Origin of the sequence: Actinoplanes derwentensis (genome assembly GCF_900104725.1) — a bacterium.
GTDB lineage: Bacteria > Actinomycetota > Actinomycetes > Mycobacteriales > Micromonosporaceae > Actinoplanes > Actinoplanes derwentensis.
In genome coordinates, this window is the sequence record NZ_LT629758.1 from 6,047,487 (window position 1) to 6,068,519 (window position 21,033).

Consider the following 21,033-nt stretch of genomic DNA (forward strand, 5'->3'; position numbering starts at 1 on the left):
CAGGGGTTTCGATCGGTCCCGATGACACCTGAGACACCCCCGTTGTTTCGACACTCAGCTACCCACCCGTACCAACAGCATGGGGTCTTGATCCGGCTTTTGACCTCGCCGGGGACTCCCGGGACCGTTAGGTTGCGGGGAATCCCTCGCAACGTTCGCGGCACGCCGTGGCGTGGCCTCAGGCCGAGCCCGCCCGAACGTCCACATAGCCCATCGGCGGCCCGAGCAGGCGGTCGATCGCCTCGGCGTCGGTGAGGGCCCGCGGGGCGACCGCGTGCCGCCGCTTCAGCGCCCGTTCCAGGCGGCTCAGCGCGGTCCGGTCCGCGTCGTCCAAACCCGGCCCGGACTGCTCGCCGGGCAGAACCTCCCGCAGCAGCACCGCGGTACCGGGGATCGTGACGTCCTCGGACTCCCGGGGCTTGCCCTCCCGGACCGCGAGCACCTTGAACCGGGCCCCGGCCAGGAAGACCGCCTCGTCGAGTTCCTGGTGCTCGGACAGCGCCCCGGCCTGCCTGGCGGTACGCGACCAGACCAGATAGTCGACGTCGGCACCCGCGACCGCGATGTCCCCGGCGCCGCTGACGTTGCGGAACGCGGGCTCGACGAGCATCGTGCCCTCCGGGTAGAGCTGCCGGGCCGGTACGTCGAGCCGTCCCTGACAGAGCATCGCCCGACGGCACGGCGGCAACCGGCGCAGCCCGGAGGCCAGGCACGACAGGTAGCCGGGCAGTGCCGGGGCACGGCCTGAGCGCAACCCCAGGTTGAGCGGCCCGGCGCCCACCGGTGAGCTGCCGAAGTAGAGCCGCACCGCCACCAGATCGGTCTTCGCCGCCAGGGAGGAGTCCTGGCGCAGCGCGGGCCAGGCGGCCAGCGCGGCGTTCACCGTGGTGATCGAGTCGGTGTACGCCGGGCCCAGCGCGGCGGTGAACTCCCGCTGTTCGGCGGTGGTGCTGGACCGGTCCGGGATCGGGCTTCCGGCGGCGAGTACGTAGCGCTCGGCAGCGGCGGGGTCCATCACGACCGGGCCCGGCGGGGGCGACGGAACGGCGGGCGGGGGCAGGTCCGGCAGCGGGCCGAAGTCGGCGGCCCCGAAGTCGGCGGTCCCGAGGTCCGGCCCGGAACTGGTGATCATGGGCGGGCGCATCACCGTGTCCGGCCGCGTCGCCGCGAGCGGGGGCAGGTCCGGCGGCAGACGGCCGGGGTCCGGCGCCCCCGGGAGCTGCCCGAAGTCCGGCGCACCGGGACCGGCGACCGGGTCCGGCGCGGCGGCCTTCGGCGACTCGGCCCGTGCGGCCGGCCGGACCGGCACACCCTGCGCCTGAGCACCGGCCGTGGCCTGCACCGGTGCCTGCTCCCCAGCCACGGCTTGCGCGGCGGCAGTCCGCGACGACTGCGCAGGTGCTTCGGACCACGCCGAGGTCCCGACAACCGGCGTGGTCTGCGCAGGCGCTCCGGACCATGCCGAAGTCCCGGCAACCGGGGGGCCGGCCGTGCTGTGCGCGGTGACAGCGGGCGTCTGCCAGAACTCACTCACCAGAGGTGCGGCCGTCGCCGTCTCCCAGCCCGAGGTGGCGGCGGTGGTGTCCGGTCGCGCCCATCCCGCGGTGGGCTCCTCGGGCGTCGGCGACTCCCCCACCATCCATTCGTCCGACCACTCGCCGGTATCGGTGGCAGTGACCGCCGCCGCACCCGGCGACACGACCGGCAGGACGGACGATCCGCCCGCCCAGGTCGGCAATCCGGTACCGGCGGTCGGGGCACGGGTGGCCGGCACCGCCTCCCCGGCCCCGGACCAGACGAGCGGCACGATCTGCTCCTCCGGCGCCGCCGGGCTCGACCGCTCGGCGGCCTGCAGTGGCAGGGCCACCCGGCGCGCCGCGGTCGAGATCTGGACCAGCGGATGACCGGTCCTGTGTGCCACCGCGGCGAGCGACGGCGCGGCCGCGGCACCGAACGCGGCGGCCAGCCGGGCCGCCCCCGGATGGTCAGCCGACCCGGTCACCACGAGTCCCGGTTCGCCGGAGGTCCGGGCGACCACCCGGCACAGCATCTCGACCAGCCGATCGGAGGCGGCGGCGTCCAGGGCTAGCACGCCGTCGTCAGGTTCGACGAAGGCCAGCCCGTCAGGCTCGTACGCACCGGCCGCACGCAGCAGGATCCCGGCCGGGATCACCTCGGCCAGCAGTTCGTCCTCGGCCGCGTGCCGGTAGAGCCGGTCCCCGGTCCGCACCCAGCCCCGCCCGATGAGCGCGGGTCCGTCGCCGGTGGACCGGCGTGGGCCGGCCGGTGCCGCCGGGCCACGGAACGGATCCCGGAACACATCGACCGGCCCGCCCCGCAGACTGTCGATGTTCGCGGCGAGGCTGTCGAGCCAGTCGGAGCGGGGCAACGCCCGAGCCGGATCGAGAAGCCCCGTCTCGATACGCACGACGGAGTGGGCGGGCAGCCCGGTGAAGAGGCCGGCGAGGTACGCGGGATCCACTGGCGGCTCGCCGATGTGCCGCAGGACCAGTGCCGGGCCCCGCGGGTCGACCGGCAGGTCGTAGGCGGGATCACCGGGAACGGCCGGTGCCGCGGTGGAGGCCCGGATCAGCACACCCGCGGGCAGCGGATCCGCGACCAGGCCCGGCAGCGCCACCGGACGGTCGGCGAGGGCGTGCTCCCAGTCCGGGATCGGGTGCCGGTTGCCGACGACCGGGCAGACCGTGCCGGGCCGGAAGGACCGCCAGCCCCAGGCCCCGGTGCCGCCCGCGGCGTAGAGCGTGCCATCCGGTGTGACGTGCACCGGACCGTCGGGGGCGAGCAGTTCGACGCCGGTACGTTCGGCTAGCCGCATCAGCCAGGTGGCGTGCGCGTCGTCGGGCCGGCCGATCCCGTCGGCGGCCACCCAGACCCGCTCCGCACCCCAGACCCGGGCCGCCGCCTCCACCGCACCGCGCAGCACCGCCCCGCAGGCGGGGTCACGGACGGCCAGGTCCGAGGTCATCACCAGTACGTCACCGGACGGGGTGGCGGCGTTACGCAGCAGTCGCCAGAGCAGGAGCGGCTGATCACCGGAGTGCGAGACGACCGCGGCGGAGCCGTGCCACTCCACGAACAGGTCGTATTGCGCGGGCGACCGGGAACCAGCCGGCCGGCGACGCCCGCCGAGCCACCACGGCAGCGCCATCCGACTCCGCCCCTCCGTTCGACGGGGTGTCGATCTTAACCGTTCCCCGCTGTGTACCGAGCCTGACTCACCCGCACCGGGCGCCGGGCCCGGCGCCACCCGGCGTTCCAACTTCGCGGGATATCCTCCGCCAGCACAAAGCCCGGCCAGGCGGCAACGGCCACGCGGCGCCGTTCCGGGCCGGTCGCCGGGATCACCGGACGGCCCCGGACGTCTCCGCCATCGGCGAGCCGGACCGGTCGGATCCGGCCCATCGGACCCCGCTCACCTGATTGAGTCTTCACGGCGGTGTGACACCGCATCCCGCCGTACGTCGGGGAGCTGACACCGGAGGAACCATGACCAGCGAGCCCATGTCCGAAACTGATCCCCGGCAGTCCCGGGTGGATCCCGACCCCCGGCTCCGCGCGATCGCCGTGACGGTCGGCGTGCTGACCGCCGGCTGGGTCAGCTTCCTGAGAACCTCGGAGTCCGGCGACAACACGTTCCCGGTCGGCGCCGCACTGCTCGCCCTGGTCCCGGCCCTGCTCGCGGCGCTGCCGTTCGCCCTGCCCACCCGGCTGCGCCCGGCGGCCGACACCACGGTCGCGATCCTCGTGACGGTCTACTCGGGCGCCACCTTCCCCGCGACCGGTCTGCACTACGTCCCGATGGATCTGCTGCTCTGGGCGGCGGCGATCGTGCCGTGGCGGCAACGGCGCCGGCGGGGCCCGCTCGCGGTCCGGTTGTGGCACTTCACCGCCGGGTTGCTCGTCGCGCTCCCCGGCCTGGCGAGCGTCGGCGCGGTCGGCCAGGACATGATCCCGGTCCTGAGCTTGGCGGCACTGCTCTACATCGCCGGCCCGGTCACCCTGGGTGTGCTGTGCGCTTTCCAGATCCGGGCGGCGTACGGGGTGATCGCCCTGCTGGGCACTGTCTCCATGATCTCCGCACTGCTCGACGCGGGTTTCCTGTTCGCGGCCTTCTGGTGGTTCGGCGGCCTGTACCTGACAATCGGCGCCGTCGGCTGGGTCACCACACCCGCCCACACCCGCCACCCGTCCCCGGTGGCCGACGCAACCGCCTGACCACCCACAACTGACACACTGGCCGACAAGGCCGGAGTCCGCTGTGCGACAGACGACTCGGAGATTCGGCGAATGCGCTACTTCTAGCGGGTTTCCGGGACGCGCCGCCCACACCATCGGATCCGACCTTACGAGGAGGATCCGATGGCACAGGTACTTCCCCTGATCGGCCGTGATCGTGAGATGCGGTTCTGCACCGCCCTGCTGGACTGGGTGGCACCGGACCGCCCCGCCGTGCTTCTCGTCGAGGGGCCTCCGGACAGCGGCCGGGCCCGTCTGCTGCGGGAGGTCGCCGAGGTGGGCCGGCAGAAGGGCGCCACGGTGACCGCCGAACCGGATCGGGTCGCTCTGGTCCGCAACTCCGCCCTGCTGGTGGTCACCACCGACCTGGCCGCGCTGGCGCGGCACCCGGACTCGGCAGGTGCGGGCTGGCAGGTTGCCGAGACGCACCGGGTTCTGCTGGGGCCGCTGCCGGCGGGTGAGGTCCGGCGGCTGCTCGCGGTCGCTCTTCCGGGGGTTCGGGCGGGTGCCCGGCTGATGGATCTGACCCGGGTGGCGGCGGGACGGCCGGGGGCGGTGGTGCGACTGGTCGCTGATCTGCGGGCGGAGGGTCTGCTCCGGGTCGTCGACGGGGTCGCGGTGCCGGATCCGTTCCGGCTGCCGCACCGGTTCCGGGCCCGGTTGGCGGGGCGGTTCGCGGGGCTGTCGCCGGGTGCTCGGCATCTGGTGCAGGCGGCGTCCACGCTGCGGTCGCCGTTTCCGCCGGCCCGGCTGGGTGCGCTGCTCGGCGGCACGGTGATCGGCTTGCTGCCGGCGATCGAGGAGGCGTTCGAGGCGGGTTTCCTGGTCGCTGCCGGGGACGTGATCTCGTTCTGTCACGAGCTGGCGCGCCCGGTGGTCGAGGATTCCCTGCCGGGTGCCGTGGTCGCGGCTCTGCACTCCGACCAGGCTCTACGCACCAACCAGGCCCCGCGCTCCAACCAGGCCTCGTATTCCCACCGGCCCCCGCATGCCAACAAGGCCCCGGCGGCGGCTCGGCGGGAGCGGCCGGTAGTGGTCGCCGACTGGGGTGCGCTCAGTGATCGGGAACTGGAGATCGCCGGGCTGGTAGGGCTGGCGTTGACGAACCGGCAGATCGCCTCACGGGTCAGCCGGTCGCCGCACACCGTCAGCTTCCACTTGCGGCAGATCTTCCGGAAGCTGGGGCTGACCTCCCGGGTCGAACTGGTGTCCCTGCTGCGCCGCCGCGAGAACACCGACCGCAGCCCGGCCGGGAACGTCGACCGCAGCTCGGCCGAGAACACCCGCCGCAGCCCGGCCGGGAGCGCCGGTCAGGACCCGGCCGCATAGGAGCGGGGGCGGTAGAGCCAGTCGTGCGCCCCCGGATCGGCGGTGGCCAGGGCTGCGTCCCGGATGCGTTGTTCGGCGCCGTCCGGCAGGTGATGCACCCGGAGACCGGCCCGGGACATCTCGTAGACCTGCCGGACCCGGTCCCGGCGCAGCGCCTCGAACCCGCTGAGGTCCGTACATCGGGCCAGGGTGACGGCGTCCTCGATGGCCTGGGCCGCACCCTGGGCGATGAACGGCAGGATCGGATGCGCGGCGTCCCCGATCAGCATCACCCGCCCACGACACCACGGCGACACGGGCGGCAGGTCGTACAACGCTCGTTGTTCCAGTTCGCCCGCCGCATCGATCAGTTCACGCACGGCCGGGTGCCACCCGTCGAAGTAGGGCAGCAGACGGTCGCCGGTCACTCGTACCGGCCGGTCCGGGGGTTGATCTGCCGGGGTCACGACGACCAGATTCAGCAGGCCGGGAGCGATCGGGTAGGTGACGCAGTGCCGTCCGGGGCCGAGCCACACCGTCACCCGGTGCGGCCCGGCCGACGGCAGCACCGCACGCGACGCCACCAGCCCGCTGTATCGCGGGTCCGCCGGCCCGACGGCGGCGCGCACCGCCGAATGCAGGCCGTCCGCGCCGATCACCGCGTCGAACCGGTCCTCGGTACCGTCGGTGAACCCGAGCACCACACCCGCCCCGTCGTCACACACCGTCACGCACCGGCGGCCGAAGTGGACGGGCGCCTCGCGGAGCGCCTCGGTCAGCTGCCCGCGCCGCATCGTCAGATAGGGCACACGGTACCGGCTCAGGTCGGTCCGGCCGAGCACCGTGCCGTCCGCCCAGCGGCGTAGTTCCCGCGACGCCACCGGGACCGCGAAGTCCAGTCGGACACCCAGGCCGAGCAGTGCGGCGGCGGCGTTGGGTGAGATCTGGATGCCGGTGCCGTCCTCGGCGGGTTCCGGCCGCTGTTCGAGGACGACACAGTCGGCGCCTTGGCGGGTGAGCGCGAGCGCGGTGGTCAGGCCACCGATTCCCGCACCCACGATGCCGATTCGCACGATCAATCCCTTTCAGTAGTAGCGCAGGGCCCGGTCCCAGTCCTCGTCCGCGGTGAACAGACTGCGGGGTTTCATCACCTCGGGCATCGCGGTCAGCACCCGTTCCGACACCAGGGGCACCCCTTCGACCAGGCATTCGATGTCGTACGCCGTTCCGATGGCACTGCCGAGTGCGGCGATCGCGGCGTCCCGGTGCCGGTCCGGAACCTCGATCTGCACCAGCAGTCCGGACGTCGTGTGCCGGGCCCGCCAGAACAGCACCCCGTATTCGGCGGGCAGCCCGAACACCACCTCCTCCAGCCCGACCTGGGTGATCCCGGCTCCGGCGTCGAACCGGCCGAGCACCCGCACCACCGGCAGCGTCCATCCGCACGGGCAGTCCGGGAACGTCACCTCGACCCGGTCGCCGATGTGATAGCGCAGCAGCGGCATCGCTTCCCGGCACAGCGGGGTGACCACGAGTTCCCCGGTGCCTTCGGGGGTGATCCGGCCGGTCGCCGGGTCGTACACCTCGAAGATCGCCCGGTCGGCCCACAGGTGCAGGTTGCCGAACGGGCATTCACCGGCCAGCCCCCCGGTCTCACTGGCGCCGTACTCCTGCACGACCGGCGCCCGCCACAGCCCCGCGATCCGGTTCCGCCGGGCCGGGCTCAGTGGCTCACCCGCGACCAGCAGGGCCCGCAACTCCGGGAAATCTCGGCCGGGCTGGAGTCCGGCGCATTCGGCCGCGGCCGCCCACAGCAGGGTGTCGGTCGGCAGCGACCAGGTCAGCGTGACGTTCAGGTCGTGCAAGAGCTTGACCACTTTGGCGTACGGGGTGGCAAGCGACCGGTTGTCGGCCGGCACCACGGTGGCCCCGTTCGCGAGCGCGGCGGCGTGCGCCACGTGCCCGGTGAGCATCAGCGCGTACGGCGTCCGGACCAGGAACGTGTCGGACGGCCGGATGCCGACGTGCATCCGCGAGTAACGCTCGATCAGGTCGGTCCAGTCGGCGGCGGTGTAGTAGGAGGCCGTCGGCGTTCCGGTGCTGCCACTGGACTCGTGGTAGGTGGCCAGCCGGGACCGGTCCACGGCGAGCATCCCGAACGGGTACGCGTCCCGCAGGTCGGCCTTGCTGGTCAGCGGATAGTCGGCGAGTTCACTCCGGCTGCCCGGCACCCCGTCCCGGTACCGCTGGTAGAACGCCGAGGCCGAGGCCGCGGCCAGGGTGCCCGCCAGCAGCTCGTCCTGGATCTTGGCGAGTCCGGCCCGGTCTCCCCAGTCGCCGAGGCCGGTCACAGCTCGTGACACAGTTCGTCGATGGGATAGCCGACGTGCCGTTCCCGGCCGGGCAGGTGCCCGAGCACCTCGTCGCCCGGTTTCAGTTCGGTGGAGTTGTGCACCACCCCGCCGGGGCCGAGCAGGCGCACGTGCCAGTCGTCCTGCACGATGATGTTGAGCTGTTCCCCGTTCGGGGCCACCGCGTCGATCGCGAGCAGCGGCCGAGTCTCGATCTTGACCCGGCCGACCGTCACCGGCCTGGTCCGGCCGTCGGCACGGACCGCCAGGACGGTCGAGCCGGCCCGCAGTTCGCACAGGTAACGGGTGCGTTGGTGGTCGGCCAGGGTGTACGACATGATCGCCCCGGCGTTGACCCGGAACGGCCGCATCGGCATGTACGGCAGCGGATGGGTCTCGCTCACACACAGCAGCAGTCCCCGGGACCGGGACCCGACCAGGATGCCCTCGTCCTGCCCCAGGTGGGAGCAGGTGTCCACACAGGCCCGTTCGCCGGAGCCGACGTGCCGGATCCCGGTGACGGTGAGGGTGACCAGGTCCAGGTCTGGTGAGCCGCGCCGGACCACCTCGGCCAGTTTGGTGGCGTCGCCGGGGCCGCCCGGTCGCAGCAGGATCCCGTCCGGGCCGCGTTCCAGCACGGTCAGATGCACCGAGGCCTCGTCGATCCCGGTCACCTCGGTGATGATCCGGCCGTCCGCACCGTCGGCGGCGGCCAGCACGATCTCCAGCGGGATGTGGGTGGGGTCGTGGAACCGCAGCACGGTGAGTTCGTCGCGGCGGACCCGTTCGCACGCCAGGTCCAGGCTCGCGGCGTCGGTGACGTCCACCCGGCTGCCGAACCGGATACCCGGATGGGCCGCGGCGAGCCGTGCCGGATCACCGTGCAGTTCGGGGTCGGCCAGCACCAGGTCGGCGTCACCGAAGCTGTCCGGCAGCTCGTCACCGGTCACCACGAGGACCCGGGTCACGGTCGGCGGCAACCCGGCCAGGTCCGCCGGATCATCCGTCACGATCGCCTCGAACCGCAGGTGAACGGCCTCCTCGGCGACCTCGCGCCGCCACTCACCGGCCTGCCGCAGGTCGATCCAGCAGTCCCGGTCCCGCGTCACGGCGCTCATCCGACGGCCACCGGAGTGCGGTCGTGCACGACGGCGGAGAGCCGGCGCACCACGGCGGCCGGGTCGACGGCGGTGAACACCAGGCGGCCCACCGCGACTCCGGCGGCACCGGCCCGCATCGCCGCGGACATCCGGCCGAGAACCGCCTCCGGGCCGGGTTCCGGGACACCACCGGCCGCGAGCACCGGGACACCGGCAGCGGTGAGGAGCCGGGCGGTCGCCTCCGGGTTCTCCGGCAGGGCGGTCTTCACCAGGTCGGCGCCCATCTCCGCAGCGACGGCGACGGCGTGCGCCACCAGGTCGGCGGACCGGCTGTCGCGGACCGCGGGACCCCGCACGTACATCATCGCCAGCAGCGGCACCGACCACCGATCGCAGTCCTCGGCGACCCGGGCCAGGTGCGCGATCTGGGCGGCCTCGGTCCGGGAGGCCATGTTGACGTGCACGCTGACCGCGTGGGCGCCCAGCCGCAACGCCTCCTCCACGGTCGCCACCGGATATTTCGCGTCCGGGTCGGCGGCCATCGCGGTGCTCGCGTTGAGCTGCACCGTCAGCGACAGATCCCGGAACCGGGCCGGGCGGACCCGACGGACGGCTCCCTTGTGCAGCACCACCCCGTCGGCACCGTTCTCGGCCAGCCGCGCGATCAGCGCGTCCAGGTCACCGGCCGGCCGCAGCGGTCCGGAGCCCACCGCGTGGTCGAGCGGCACCAGCAGCAGCCCGGAACCGCCACGCCGGTGCAGACTCCCGAGGCGCAACCGCCGCCCGAAGGATTCGTTCCCGTACATCGCAACACCCCCTGATCGGGTCGTCATCACCATCGATGACCGAAGCTAACGACGGCGACGGCCCCGGCCCACTGCACGATCGTGTGGGTGACTGGGTGGAAACGCTGATCAGAGCCATTCTGGAAGGGTGGCCCGGCCGTTCGGGTAGTTGCGGTAGCGGGTGGACGGTGTCACCCGTGGATTCGACTGTGATAGATATTCAGTCAGATCGACACGGGCCATCACGGGGGAACAGGGCCGTCCGCGTTCGACACCTTGACGGGGTTCTCCATGAAGTCGAGCCGTCGCCTTCTCGGCCGGGATGCCGAGGTCGCACAGCTCCGCCGTGTTCTGGACGACACCGCAGCCGGCGCCGGTGGCTGGCACACGCTGACCGGGCCGCCCGGTATCGGCAAGTCCCGGCTGCTGCGGGCGGTCATCGGCCTGGCCACCGAGCGGCAGATCACGGTCGCGGTCCGGGAGGCGTTCCATCTCGATCAGGCGGCGCCGCTGGTCACCCTGGCCGGTGCGTTACGGGACTGCGCTCCGGCGACGGAGGCGTTCGGCTGGCTGGCGCACCGGGAACCGGAACGATCCGACCCGTTCGGCACACTCCAGCGGCTGCGCGCTTCGCTGGAGGAGGCGGCCCGGCAGCGTCCGTTACTGATCGTGATCGACGACGCCCAGTGGATGGACGAGCTGAGCGCTCTCGCCATCCGGGAGCTGATCCCGGCCCTGGAGTCGTCACCGGTGCGCTGGCTGCTGTCGCACCGCCCACCGTCCGCTGACGACCGGGACCGGCCCGGTCACCAGCTGATCCAGCGGCTGTCCCGCGACGGTGGCCCGCCGATCCGGCTCGGCGTCCTGAGCGAACCGGACATCGCCCGGCTCAGCGCGGACCTGGTCGGCGCCCGGGTGGACAACACCGTGGTAGCCCTCGCCGCGTCCTGCGGTGGCAACCCGCTGCGTACCGAACAACTGCTCAAGGCCCTGCTCGCGACCGGGCAGCTGGTGGTCGCCGACGGGATCGGCTCGGTGCTCGGCGACGACCTGCCGCCGAGTTTCATCGAAGCGGTTCGCGAGGTGGTCGACACCCGCACCGGGCGGGCCGGCGGGCTGCTGCGGGCGGTGTCGGTGTTCGGCCGGCCGTTCGGCGCCGACGAGGCCGCCCGCCTGACCGGGCAGCCGATCGGGGAGGTGTACCCGCTGATCAGTGAGTCGATGGCCGACTTCCTGATCGAGGACCACCTCGGCCGGTTGTCGTTCGCCCACGACTCGGTCCGGCTGGCCGTCTACAGCATGGTGCCGCGGCTGATGCGCGAACAACTGCACGCCGAGGCCGCGGCGATCACCTCCGACTCCGGCCGGCCCGCCCTGGAGATCGCCGAGCACCAGCTCAAGAGCGGCCGGGCCGGCGCGGCCGACGCGGTGCGGATGGTCCGGTCGATGGCCGGGACCATCGCCCGGGTCGCGCCCGGAGCCGCGGCCGACGTGATGCTGCGCGCCCTGGACTCGGTCGGTCCCGGCGACCCGGACCGGCCGGCTCTGATCGCCGACACCGTCGTCCTGCTGGCCTCCGCGGCCCGGCTGACCGAAGCCCGGCGGCTCGGTGACGAGGCACTGCGCGCCGGGCTGGAACCGGAGACCGAGGCGTTGCTGCTGCTGGGCCTCGCCGAGGCGTGCAAACACGGCGGCCTGAACGAGATGTCGATCCGCTACTGCGCCGACGCGCTGGCTCACCCCGAGCTCCCCGCCGCGGTCCGGGCCCGGCTGCACGCGGTCCGCGCGCACGCCCTCTGCTACCTGGGCGAACTGGAGCAGGCCGACGGGGCCGGCGCCCAGGCCGACACCCTCGGTCAGGCCAGTCACGATTACGGCGCGGCCGTGTTCGGCCTGACCGGGCGCAGCCTGGTCGCCTTCACCACTGGCCGGCTGCACGACTCCTACGCCCACGCCCGTACCGCCACCGATCTGGTCGTCGAGCACGGCGGCGAGGCGGCCCACCGGCATCCGCGGATCTGGCTCAGTGCCGCCCTGATCACCCTGGACCGGTTCGCCGAGGCGGATCAGGTCATCCGGGCCGGCCGGCGCGAGTCCGACCGGTTCGGCAGCGGCTGGGCCGACCCGCTCTGGCACCATTTCCAGGCGACCCTGTACTTCGCCACCGGCCGTCTGGAGGAGGCCGAAGTCGAAGCCGAATCCGGTCTGGCCGTCGCCGAGCAACACTCGGCGCACGCGCTGGCCATGCCGTTGCTGGGCACGATGATCCGGCTGGCGGTGCTGCGCGGTGACTTCGGCACGGCACAGCGGCGACTGGAACGGATCCGCGGTCTGGCAGCCGACGGGGTGACCGCGGTGCCCGAGGACGTCCTCTGGCCGGAAGCCGTCCTGTTGGCGGCCACCGGTGATCAGCAGGCTGCGTTCACCCTGCTCCGCGGCCTCTACGCGGCGTTGCCGCACCGTCCCGCGCTGCTGGCCGGCGATCCCGGGGCGGCGGCCGGCCTGGTCCGGATCGCCCGTGACACCGGGCACCCGGACGAGGCGGCGGCCGTCGTCCGGGCGGCCCGGGATCTCGCCGCCCGCAACCCCGGATCGCATGCGGCGGCCGGTGCCGCCGCGCACGCCGCCGGGATCCGGCGTGGTGACCTGGCCGGGCTGCTGCACGCCGTGACCGAGTTCCGGCAGGCCGGCCGGCCCCTCGCCCTGGCCGCGGCGCTGGAGGACGCGGCCCGGCTCGGACGGGGCGAGGAGCCGCTGCGCTGGTGCCGGGAGGCGTTGTCCACGGTGTCCATGCCCGGCGCCGAACAGCCCCGGACCAGGCTGGAACGACTGCTGGACGAGCTGGGTGGCGGGACACCGGACGGCACCGCTCCGGCCGCGACCCGACTGCCGGAGCTGACCCCCGCCGAGCAGCGGGTCGCCGACGAGGTGGCGAAGGGGAAGACGAACATCGAGATCGCCGAGACCCTGTTCATCTCCCGGCACACCGTCGACGCGCACCTGCGGAACATCTTCGCCAAACTCGGCGTCCGGCGGCGGTCCGAAGTAGCCGTCCGGGTCACCCGTGCGAACGGCTCAACCACGTGAATACGGGATACGCCAGGCCCCCTTCGGCACCGAGCATGGCGGGGTGACCCGCGCCATCCCCGAACCCCCGAGGTGACCTCGATGCCGACACCCGCCACACGAACCCCCGTGCTGCTGGCCGGGGCTGGTGTCGCCGGCTCGCTGATCGCCCTGGAACTGGCCCATCACGGCGTGCCGAGCATCGTGGTGGAACGCGCCGGCAGCCCGTCCCGATTCCCCGATCCGATGCTGATCAGTGGCCGCAGCATGGAGTTGCTCCGGCGGCTGCGGCTGACCCGGGAACTGCGGGTGGACGGGGTGGACCCGGCCCGGCCCGTCGACATCCTGTGGAGCCGCCAGGCCAGCGGGTCCCCGGCACTCGCCTGGCGGCTGCCGTCGGTCACCGAGATGCGCCGGTCGTACGCCACGGTCGCGGACGGCACCGCCCCGATCGAGCCCTACCTGCTGATCTCCGGCCCGGATCTGACCGTCCGGCTGCGCCGGGCCCTGCGCAGCCACCCGCTGATCGACCTGCGGACCCGGTGGACCGTCACCGACGTGCGTGAGGAGCCGGACCGGGTGCGGGCCACGGTGATCGACGCGGAGGCGGGCACCCGGCACGTCATCGAGACGGCCTATCTGGCCGGCTGCGACGGGGCGGACAGCACCGTACGCCGCTGTGTCGGCCTGGGCATGGACGACCTGGGCCCGCCCAGCCCGCACGTCGCCGTCTATTTCCGCAGTCCGGTCCTGGCCGGGCGGTGGGCGAACCCGTCCGCGCTGATCACCACCGAGGTGACAGTGGTCGCCGGCCACTACGGCGACATCTGCGTGGCTCATCTGCCGGTCGCCGCGGACGGTCACGCCGACGTCGGCGATCCGGCGGAACTGCTGCGGGCCCGGCTGGGCGAGGACGTGCCGGAGATCGTGGCGGTGGTACAGCGGACCGGCACGGCGTCGATCGCCCGGTCGTACCGCCGGGGAAGGGTCTTCCTCGCCGGGCGGGCCGCCCATCAGCTGGAGGCGCCGGCCGAGGAGGTCGACACCTGCATCGGTGACGCGGTGGATCTGGGCTGGCGGCTCGCCGCCGTGGTGCGCCGCTGGGCCGATGACCGGCTGCTCGCCGGCTACCAGGCCGAACGGCGGCAGCAGGCACTGCTCGACTGGGAGCTGGCCCATCGGGCGTTCCAGACCCGGCGGCGTTTCCGGCGGCTGGTCGACTCGGGCGCGGACCAGCAGGCGATGGCGGAGGCGCTGCGGCAGGAGGCGCCGCAACTCGACCCGGCCCGCACCGGGCCGCCCGGACTTCGGCCACCGGCGTTCCGGCTGTCCGGTGGTGATCAGGTCTTCGACCGGCTGGGCCCGCAGTTCACCCTGGTCGATCTGAGTGCCGGCCGGGACGGGCGGTCGCTGGTGTCGGCGGCGCGGGCGCGGGGCATCCCGGTACGGCATCTGCCGGTGACGGGTGTGCCGGTGCCCGGGTCGTGGCCCGGCCGGTTCGTGCTGACCCGCCCGGACCAGGGGGTGGCGTGGTGTGCCGACGACCCGCCCGCCGACTGTGACACGGTGCTGAACGAGGTGACCGGGGCGCAGAATCGGCCGTAGTTTCGACCTCGTCTTCGGCCATAGTGGATGGATGACTCCGGATCCCACCACCGGCTGGGCGCCCGCGACGTTCCTGGGCGGGCTCACCCCCGGCACCGCCGGCGAGTTGCTGGGCCTCTGCGACCGGCGGCGTCATCCGGCGGGTGGTGTGATCCTCCGGGAGGGTGTCACCGGGTCGCAGGTGGTGCTCCTGGTGAACGGTTTCGTCAAGGTGACCACCGCGGTCGACGGGCAGGCCACCCTGCTCGGCATCCGGATGCCCGGCGAGCTGATCGGGGAGATCGGCGCGCTGACCGGGGCGCCGCGCAATGCGACCGTGACCGCCTGCGGCCCGGTTCAGGTCGGGGTCGCCTCCCGGGTCGCCTTCGAGGACTTCCTGCGCCGCCACCCGGACACGTCGAACCTGGTGATGGCGACGATCGCCCGGAAACTGACCTGGGCCAACCGGCGGCGCAGTGACTTCGCCGCGTTTCCCGCGCACATCCGCCTGGCCCGGCTGCTGGTGGAGATCTCCGAGGTGTGCGGCCGCCCGGCCCCGGACGGCCGGATCGAGATCGCCGTCCCGCTCAGTCAGCCGGAGCTGGCCGCGATGATCGCGATCGCCCGCGCAACGGTGCAGAAGGCGCTGCACGAACTGCGGGCCCTGGGGCTGATCAGCACCGCTTACCGGCGGATCGTCATCGCGGACCCGGCCGGTCTGCACCGGCTGGCGGGCGGCTGACCGTCGCGGCGCACTGTTGCGCCAGCAGGCGGGACACCCCGTCGGCGGTCATCGGCTGGGCCAGGTGGAAACCCTGCCCCAGGGTGTAACCGAGTTCGCGGAGCACCGTCACCTGCTCCGGGTTCTCGATCCCCTCGGCGACGGTGCCGAGACCGAGGGCGTGCGCGAGCTGGATCACCGCCCGCGCCACCGCCTGCCGGGCCCCGGCCGCCGCGGGCTGACCGTCGTCGATCTCGATGCCGTCCACGAACGACTTGTCCAGCTTCACGATCGAGGCGGGGAAGGCCCGCAGCAGACTCAGCGACGACTCACCGGTGCCGAAGTCGTCGAGGGCCAGGCGGATGCCCATCCGGTCGAGTTCGTACAGCGCCCGGGACACCTGCTGGCCACGCAGCACCGCCGACTCGGTGACCTCCAGGATCAGCCGTTCGCAGGGCAGTCCGCTGTCGGCGAGCGCGGCGGCCACGTCGGACACGAAGTCGGGGTCGTGCAGTTGCCGGGCGGACACGTTCAGCCCGGTCTCCTCCAGCGCGTCCGGCCCGAACTCGGCCAGCCACGCGGCCGCCTGACGACAGGTCTCCCGCAGCACGAACCGGCCCAGCGGCACGATCAGGCCGGTCCGTTCGGCGGCCGGGATGAACTCGGCCGGACTGACCACCCCGCGGACCGGGTGATGCCACCGGACCAGCGCTTCGACGCCGACCATCCGCTGCTGCTCCAGCCGCATGATCGGCTGGTAGACCACCCGCAGTTCGTCGTTGTCCAGGGCCCGCCGCAGTTCGCCGCCGAGTTGCATGTGCGCCAGGACCGGCTCGCCCATGCCGTCCACGTAACGGGTGAATCCCGCCTCACCCCGCTGCTTGGCGGTGTACTTCGCGACGTCGGCGTCCCGCAGCACCGAGTCGACGGTGGCGCCCGGCGGCGCGACGGCGATGCCGATGCAGGCCTGCACCAGAAGACGATGCTCGCTGACCGGCTGAGCGAGCGCCGCCAGCAGCCGCCCGGCCAGGCCCTCCGGATCGGTGCCCGGGCCGGTCAGCAGGACCGCGAACTCGTCGCCGCCCACCCGTACCGGCAAGCCCTCGTCCTTGATCTGCTCCTGCAGCAACCGCGCGACCGCGATCAGCAGCCGGTCGCCGACCGCCTGCCCGAGCAGATCGTTGACCGTCTTGAAATCGTCCAGGTCGACAAGCAGCACCGCTGTCTGACCGGAAGTGGTCAGTGCGGTGGCGAGCCGGTCCCGGAACTGCGCCCGGTTCGCCAGCCCGGTCAGAGCGTCGTGAGCGGCCTCGTGCTGCAGCCGCTCCTCCTGGATCCGCGAAGTCCGCAGCAGCCGGTCGTTCTCCCGATAGGCGAGGTACTGCCGGACCATGACCAGCGCGGTCACCACGACAGCGGCGATCAGGACGACCCGCACCGGCCACCGCAGAGTCGCGCCGAAGGCAACGGCGATCAACGGCACATCAATCAAGATCATTGCCAGGTACGGCAGCAGAACGCCACCGCGCACCGGCTCCCGCCGCAGCCCACGATCGGCCCGGCCCTGCGCCGCGACGCCGACAGTGATCAGCAGCGGCGCCAACGGCATCACGATCGCCTGAGCCGGCACGCTGGCGATGTACCCGAACTGCACCGCGAGCACCGACACCACCCCCGCCGGAATCCCACCGGCCGCCGCGATGAACCGCATCGCCACCCGATCGACCGGACCACCCGCGATGTACGACACTTTCGTCGCCGCCCCGACCGCCACCAGCAGACCCAGCCCGACCAGCAGCGTCGCCTGCAGACTCCACGGCTCACGGGCGGACAGCATCGGCGCCAGCCCCGCGTACCAGAGCACCGCCGAACATCCGAGAAACGCGATCGCCCGATCCAGCACGATGCGCCACCGTTCGGTACCACCGGCGGCGACCACCGGAACCCGCGCCAGCGCCCCGATCGCGATCAGGAACCCGATCGCCACGCAGGCCGCCGCCGGCGCGGGCATGCTCCGGGTCCGGACCTCATCGGCGTGTGTCAACATGTCCACGGCCAGCCAGGCGTACCCGACGGTCATGACAGCGACGGCACCCTGGACAGCCCGCCAGAACCAGCGCGCATCCCCGGGCTCTCCCTCGGGCTTTCGTCCGGGCTCTCTCCCGCGGGCCAGGTGGCGCATCGACACGGTGGCGATCGCCCCGCCGACCGGGACGAACAGGTAGGCGAACGCTTCCAGCCCGGCCCCGACGGTCAGGAAGGCGGCACACCAGACGGCACCGAGCGCGGCGACCACAACAGCGGCCCAGACATGCCTCCGGGCGGTCGCCGGTTGATCCACTCCCCGCGTCACGGCCCGACACTAGCGGTCCAACCGAACGCCGGATCTCCCCCGAACGTTCGACGTTCACCGATGCAAGACACTCCGATTCGTACGCCCGGCGGGTCGCCCTCACGCTGCGGTCCCTTTTGGACTCCCGGCGTGACAAGCTGAATGCCTGCCACGGGGGGAGCGGAGATGGATCTGCTGACCGGGACGACCGCGCTCGCGATGATCACGGCGCTGATCGTCGGGGTGTTGCTCTGGGTGATCGCTCGAGATCCGGTCCGCGCGTTCCTGCGGCCGATCGGACCGGTCGTCGCCGTCCTGGCGGTAGTGCTCTACGGTGTCGCCGCCCTGCTCATGGCCGCTCCCGTCGACCTGCTCATCGGCGAGCCCAGTGCGGCCGACGTCTGGGTGACCCTGCTGGGCGCTCCGGCGGTGGCCCTGCTGATGGGCAGCCGGTTCCGCCCGCGCCGGACCTCCGCCACCCTGACCCGAGCCCTTCTCCTGCTGGCCGGCTGTTCGGGCGCGCGGTACCTGGCCCATCTGGCCGGCTTCCCGGTCGACGGATTCTGGACGGCGGCGGCCATCTCGTTCGCCGGCCTGGCGCTGGTCGTGACCGCGTTCGAGTTCCTCCGCCGGCCAGGCGTCACCCACCTGGTGGTACGGGCGTTCGTGGTCCTGTCCCTGGCCGGCCTGGTGGCCGCTTGGGCGCAGACGAACCGGGTCCCGCTGTACGCGAATCCGCGCACCGCCTCCCCGGAGACCCTCTGGGTGATGCTGCTCGTCGAACCGCTCGGCGCGCTGGCCGCGATCCTGCTGCTGATCGCGGCCCTGCGGCACTTCGCTCCCGGCACGCTGCCCCGCGCCGACAGCGCCCGCACGCCCGCGGCGGGCGAGATCTGGAACGCCTTCGTGACGTACGAAGACGACAGCTCCGAGGGCAAGGACCGCCCGGTCCTGGTGCTGAGCGGCGGCCACAGCGGCCAGGCGACGATCCTCCGGATCACCAGCCAGGACAAGACCCGCTTCCCGGACTACCTGCCACTCCCGCACAGCCGCTGCCGCCCGGTCCTGACCAAGGACAGCTGGCTGAACCTGAAACCGGTCCCGTTGGCAGCCGACGCCTTCCGCTCCTACCGGGGCCGCTCCCCCGCCTGGCTGACCACCGAACTGGCCAAGCACGACCTGCTCCCACCCACCACGCCCAGTCGCCTGCGCTCGTGGCTGTTCCCCACCCGGGTCCGCTCCTAGTTCCGGCCGAGCACGACACCCTCCCGAATGGAGTCCGCAAGGTCCGCATCGACGGCAACCGTGGTCTTCGCCGGCGCGGAGTGCAGTTCGATGGATCTGATCGTCACCAGAACGGACGGCGCCTCACTGCCCAAGATCACGAGTTCGTCGCCGATACGCAGAGCATCGCCCTCCAGTTGCCCAGTGACGAACATCCAAGGACGGCTCGACAGACGGTGCACTCTTTCGACGATGAGCCGAGTCATCTCCGGTTCCTCCTCCACGTCTCGACAAAGCTGTCCTCAGCCTCGTACGCCTCATCCTCCAAGGGCCCGGTCAGGGTCGAGATCCGGCCCTCCTCGTACTATCTGACGTGCACGCTTTCATGTCCGAGCGTCCGCACGAGTGTCTCCTCGTCCAGAAATGCCGAGGGGCCCAGCTGAACACCGAACTGATCGGTTCTGGCCACAGCGCCCTGGATGTCCAGATACGCGATGTCGTCCGCGCTCTCGACGGCATCGACCGGCATCCCCCGAAAGTCAACGCCGGCGAGCTCGGTGTAGTGCTGGATGGTCTCCGCGGTTCGCGGCAAACCGCCACCTTGTTCGAAAGCCTCGCGGTTTGACAACGTGACGGACCGCGAGTAGAGGCTGACGCCACCATGCGGTGCCGAGCTTGTCGGTTCGGCCCGGCTGAGACGCCCGACCAGTTGCTTGAGCCGGTCGAGGATGCCCGCAAGTTCGTCGAGCCTGCCGCTCAGGCGGCGCAAGCTGTTCAACAACGCCCGAATGAAGTGCTGAATCCGGTTGGCCCACGTGGTGACCAATGCGACGACTTGGCTGACCACCACCGGGGTGGCAAGTCCCAACGTGACGCCCTCCGCGGCCAGCCACTGCGGCAACCGGACGGCAAGAGTGGCAACGAACTGGGCGATCAGGTCGCGGACTGTCTCCCGTACCAGGCCGACGAGGAGCCCGGCGCCTTCGACCGCGTACGAGATCGCGTTGGTAACGGTCGCGATGCCCTCGACCGCGGCGATCTGCTCGGCAGCGTGGGCGCGGTAGGCATCACCGGATGCGCCGTACCAGTCAGAGGTCTGCGTTCGGACCGCGGCAGCGTATCGCTCGTGGGTCCCGGCAACGGATGCAGCTACGTTACGCCAGGTAGCCGCATGCGCGGCGATCTCGTCCGGCTGGCCGGCAAGCCAGTCAAGGGCATCCTTGAGCGGCTTGACGTGCTCCAACAGCCAGCTGACACCCCAAGCCATCATGGAGCCGAGCGGATCGATCGCCACGGCCAGGGTGTCGAGGCTGCCCCCGACCCCGCCCAGGGTGGCATCGACCCAGCTGTTGTCATGGATACCGTCGCTGATCTGCCGCGCGTCCTCGATCAGTCCCAGTCCGGTAGACCAGGTGGTCGAACTCTGTGCTTGTGCGATGAGGGGATTGTCGTTCACAACGGCAACTCGAAGCCTCGGTCCACCTCGGTCAGCCGCCGTGCGCTGTCGACATCAGCAGCTTCGATCTCCACGGCAGTAGCGCGCAACTTCAGCGCCGTCTCGGACAGGCAATCAACCGCGCCGTTCAAGACGTCGACAGCACCACCGAACAGGGGACTCAACAAACCGGGCAGGAACTGGCAGATTTCCCCGTACACCCGATGGTCCATGGTCACCTCGTGCACCGCCGACCGAGTGAGGGCCATGTTCTCAGCGGCCTCGCTGACCGCGTCGGCGTGTTGCCGAACAGCCTCGGCCGGAAACTGCATTCCGGCGCTCATCCGCGGGCCGTTCCGTCCGGCGCCGGAAACCGGGCTTCGAACGAGTCGACCACCGCCCGGCCGGCCTCGCTGTCCGCACCGACCGTCGCCTTCACCTGCTCGTCGACCTTGCTGGACAACACGACCTGGACCCGCCGCATCACCACCATGATCTCGTGAGCCAGTCGCGGGCCCGGCAATCCATTCACTCGGTCGTCCAGATCCAATGACTCGACCTGTCCCGAGGAACCAACCTTCACCCGGATCGCACCGTCAAGGCCCTCAGCCGAACCCGTCAGTTCGGCAACCCGCCGCGCTAGCTCGACACTGCGCTCGGCCTGCAAATTGACCTGCGATGCCCATGAGTCCAGCCATTCTTCGGCAGCATCGACATCTTTCACTGAACTCTCCTTCTCGCCAGCACACAGCACGCTATCGGCACCATGTCAGCAGAGAAGCCGTCGCGACCGTCAGTTCTCAACGGTCGCAAGCAGGGCGCTCCCCGCCGGAGGGTCCTCCGAGCGCGACACCTTGGACGACCGACGGA

The 21,033-nt window shown here is 71.9% G+C and carries 16 protein-coding genes; 6 read left to right on the forward strand and 10 right to left on the reverse strand.

Going from position 1 to position 21,033, the window contains the following annotated elements; all coding sequences use genetic code 11:
* Window positions 1-178 precede the first annotated feature (178 nt).
* Window positions 179-3,169, reverse strand: a complete 2,991-nt coding sequence (locus BLU81_RS26490; protein ID WP_092547162.1) for a hypothetical protein — start codon at window positions 3,167-3,169, stop codon at window positions 179-181.
* A 338-nt stretch (window positions 3,170-3,507) separates the two neighbouring features.
* Here BLU81_RS26490 and BLU81_RS26495 point away from each other — a divergent pair, with 338 nt between their 5' ends.
* The gene (locus BLU81_RS26495; protein WP_157751795.1) at window positions 3,508-4,236 is read left to right on the forward strand and encodes a hypothetical protein; all 729 of its coding nucleotides are present in this window, start codon (window positions 3,508-3,510) and stop codon (window positions 4,234-4,236) included.
* Between the two features lie 144 nt (window positions 4,237-4,380).
* A complete protein-coding gene (locus tag BLU81_RS26500; protein ID WP_197685989.1) occupies window positions 4,381-5,586 on the forward strand; it encodes a helix-turn-helix transcriptional regulator in 1,206 nt (401 codons plus the stop codon).
* On the opposite strand, the gene BLU81_RS26505 is transcribed toward BLU81_RS26500, so the two are convergent.
* From BLU81_RS26505 to BLU81_RS26520, 4 genes are read right to left on the reverse strand one after another with little or no spacing between them, the layout of a single operon-like run.
* Window positions 5,568-6,638 carry an FAD-dependent oxidoreductase gene (locus BLU81_RS26505; RefSeq protein WP_157751796.1) on the reverse strand — a complete coding sequence of 357 codons (1,071 nt, stop codon included), beginning with the start codon at window positions 6,636-6,638 and terminating at the stop codon, window positions 5,568-5,570. The two genes, BLU81_RS26500 and BLU81_RS26505, sit on opposite strands and share 19 nt — an antisense overlap.
* 12 nt (window positions 6,639-6,650) lie before the next feature.
* Entirely contained in the window at window positions 6,651-7,928 is a 1,278-nt protein-coding gene (locus BLU81_RS26510) for an AMP-binding protein (RefSeq protein ID WP_092547168.1), read from the reverse strand.
* Entirely contained in the window at window positions 7,913-9,034 is a 1,122-nt protein-coding gene (locus tag BLU81_RS26515) for a 3-dehydroquinate synthase II family protein (RefSeq protein WP_092547170.1), read from the reverse strand. The genes BLU81_RS26510 and BLU81_RS26515 overlap by 16 nt, the downstream gene beginning before the upstream one ends.
* On the reverse strand, window positions 9,031-9,822 hold the full coding sequence (locus BLU81_RS26520) for a 2-amino-3,7-dideoxy-D-threo-hept-6-ulosonate synthase (protein ID WP_092547172.1): 792 nt from the start codon (window positions 9,820-9,822) through the stop codon (window positions 9,031-9,033). Before BLU81_RS26520 ends, BLU81_RS26515 begins: the two co-directional genes overlap by 4 nt.
* 270 nt (window positions 9,823-10,092) lie before the next feature.
* On the opposite strand from BLU81_RS26520, the gene BLU81_RS26525 reads away from it, so the two are divergent.
* The 3 genes from BLU81_RS26525 to BLU81_RS26535 all read left to right on the forward strand — a co-directional run bounded on the left by BLU81_RS26525 (window position 10,093) and on the right by BLU81_RS26535 (window position 15,193).
* Window positions 10,093-12,888 carry an AAA family ATPase gene (locus BLU81_RS26525; RefSeq protein WP_092547173.1) on the forward strand — a complete coding sequence of 932 codons (2,796 nt, stop codon included), beginning with the start codon at window positions 10,093-10,095 and terminating at the stop codon, window positions 12,886-12,888.
* An 81-nt stretch (window positions 12,889-12,969) separates the two neighbouring features.
* On the forward strand, window positions 12,970-14,472 hold the full coding sequence (locus BLU81_RS26530) for an FAD-dependent monooxygenase (RefSeq protein ID WP_092557662.1): 1,503 nt from the start codon (window positions 12,970-12,972) through the stop codon (window positions 14,470-14,472).
* Window positions 14,473-14,503: 31 nt separating this feature from the next.
* Window positions 14,504-15,193, forward strand: a complete 690-nt coding sequence (locus BLU81_RS26535) for a Crp/Fnr family transcriptional regulator (RefSeq protein WP_092547174.1) — start codon at window positions 14,504-14,506, stop codon at window positions 15,191-15,193.
* Here BLU81_RS26535 and BLU81_RS26540 read toward each other — a convergent pair.
* Complete coding sequence (locus BLU81_RS26540) at window positions 15,150-17,525, reverse strand: putative bifunctional diguanylate cyclase/phosphodiesterase (protein WP_231953518.1); 2,376 nt, start codon at window positions 17,523-17,525, stop codon at window positions 15,150-15,152. The genes BLU81_RS26535 and BLU81_RS26540 overlap by 44 nt on opposite strands.
* A gap of 165 nt (window positions 17,526-17,690) precedes the next feature.
* On the opposite strand from BLU81_RS26540, the gene BLU81_RS26545 reads away from it, so the two are divergent.
* Window positions 17,691-18,749: a hypothetical protein gene (locus BLU81_RS26545; protein WP_092547176.1), complete on the forward strand. Its 1,059-nt coding sequence runs from the start codon at window positions 17,691-17,693 to the stop codon at window positions 18,747-18,749.
* On the opposite strand, the gene BLU81_RS26550 is transcribed toward BLU81_RS26545, so the two are convergent.
* From BLU81_RS26550 to BLU81_RS26565, 4 genes are all read right to left on the reverse strand, one after another.
* Window positions 18,746-18,994, reverse strand: a complete 249-nt coding sequence (locus tag BLU81_RS26550; protein ID WP_092557664.1) for a hypothetical protein — start codon at window positions 18,992-18,994, stop codon at window positions 18,746-18,748. The two genes, BLU81_RS26545 and BLU81_RS26550, sit on opposite strands and share 4 nt — an antisense overlap.
* Before the next feature lie 98 nt (window positions 18,995-19,092).
* Window positions 19,093-20,184, reverse strand: a complete 1,092-nt coding sequence (locus BLU81_RS26555; RefSeq protein WP_231953519.1) for a WXG100 family type VII secretion target — start codon at window positions 20,182-20,184, stop codon at window positions 19,093-19,095.
* Window positions 20,181-20,507: a hypothetical protein gene (locus BLU81_RS26560; protein WP_092547177.1), complete on the reverse strand. Its 327-nt coding sequence runs from the start codon at window positions 20,505-20,507 to the stop codon at window positions 20,181-20,183. The genes BLU81_RS26555 and BLU81_RS26560 overlap by 4 nt, the downstream gene beginning before the upstream one ends.
* Window positions 20,504-20,887 (reverse strand): hypothetical protein, encoded by a 384-nt coding sequence (locus BLU81_RS26565; protein WP_092547178.1) that lies wholly within the window; start codon window positions 20,885-20,887, stop codon window positions 20,504-20,506. Before BLU81_RS26565 ends, BLU81_RS26560 begins: the two co-directional genes overlap by 4 nt.
* Between the last annotated feature and the right edge of the window lie 146 nt (window positions 20,888-21,033).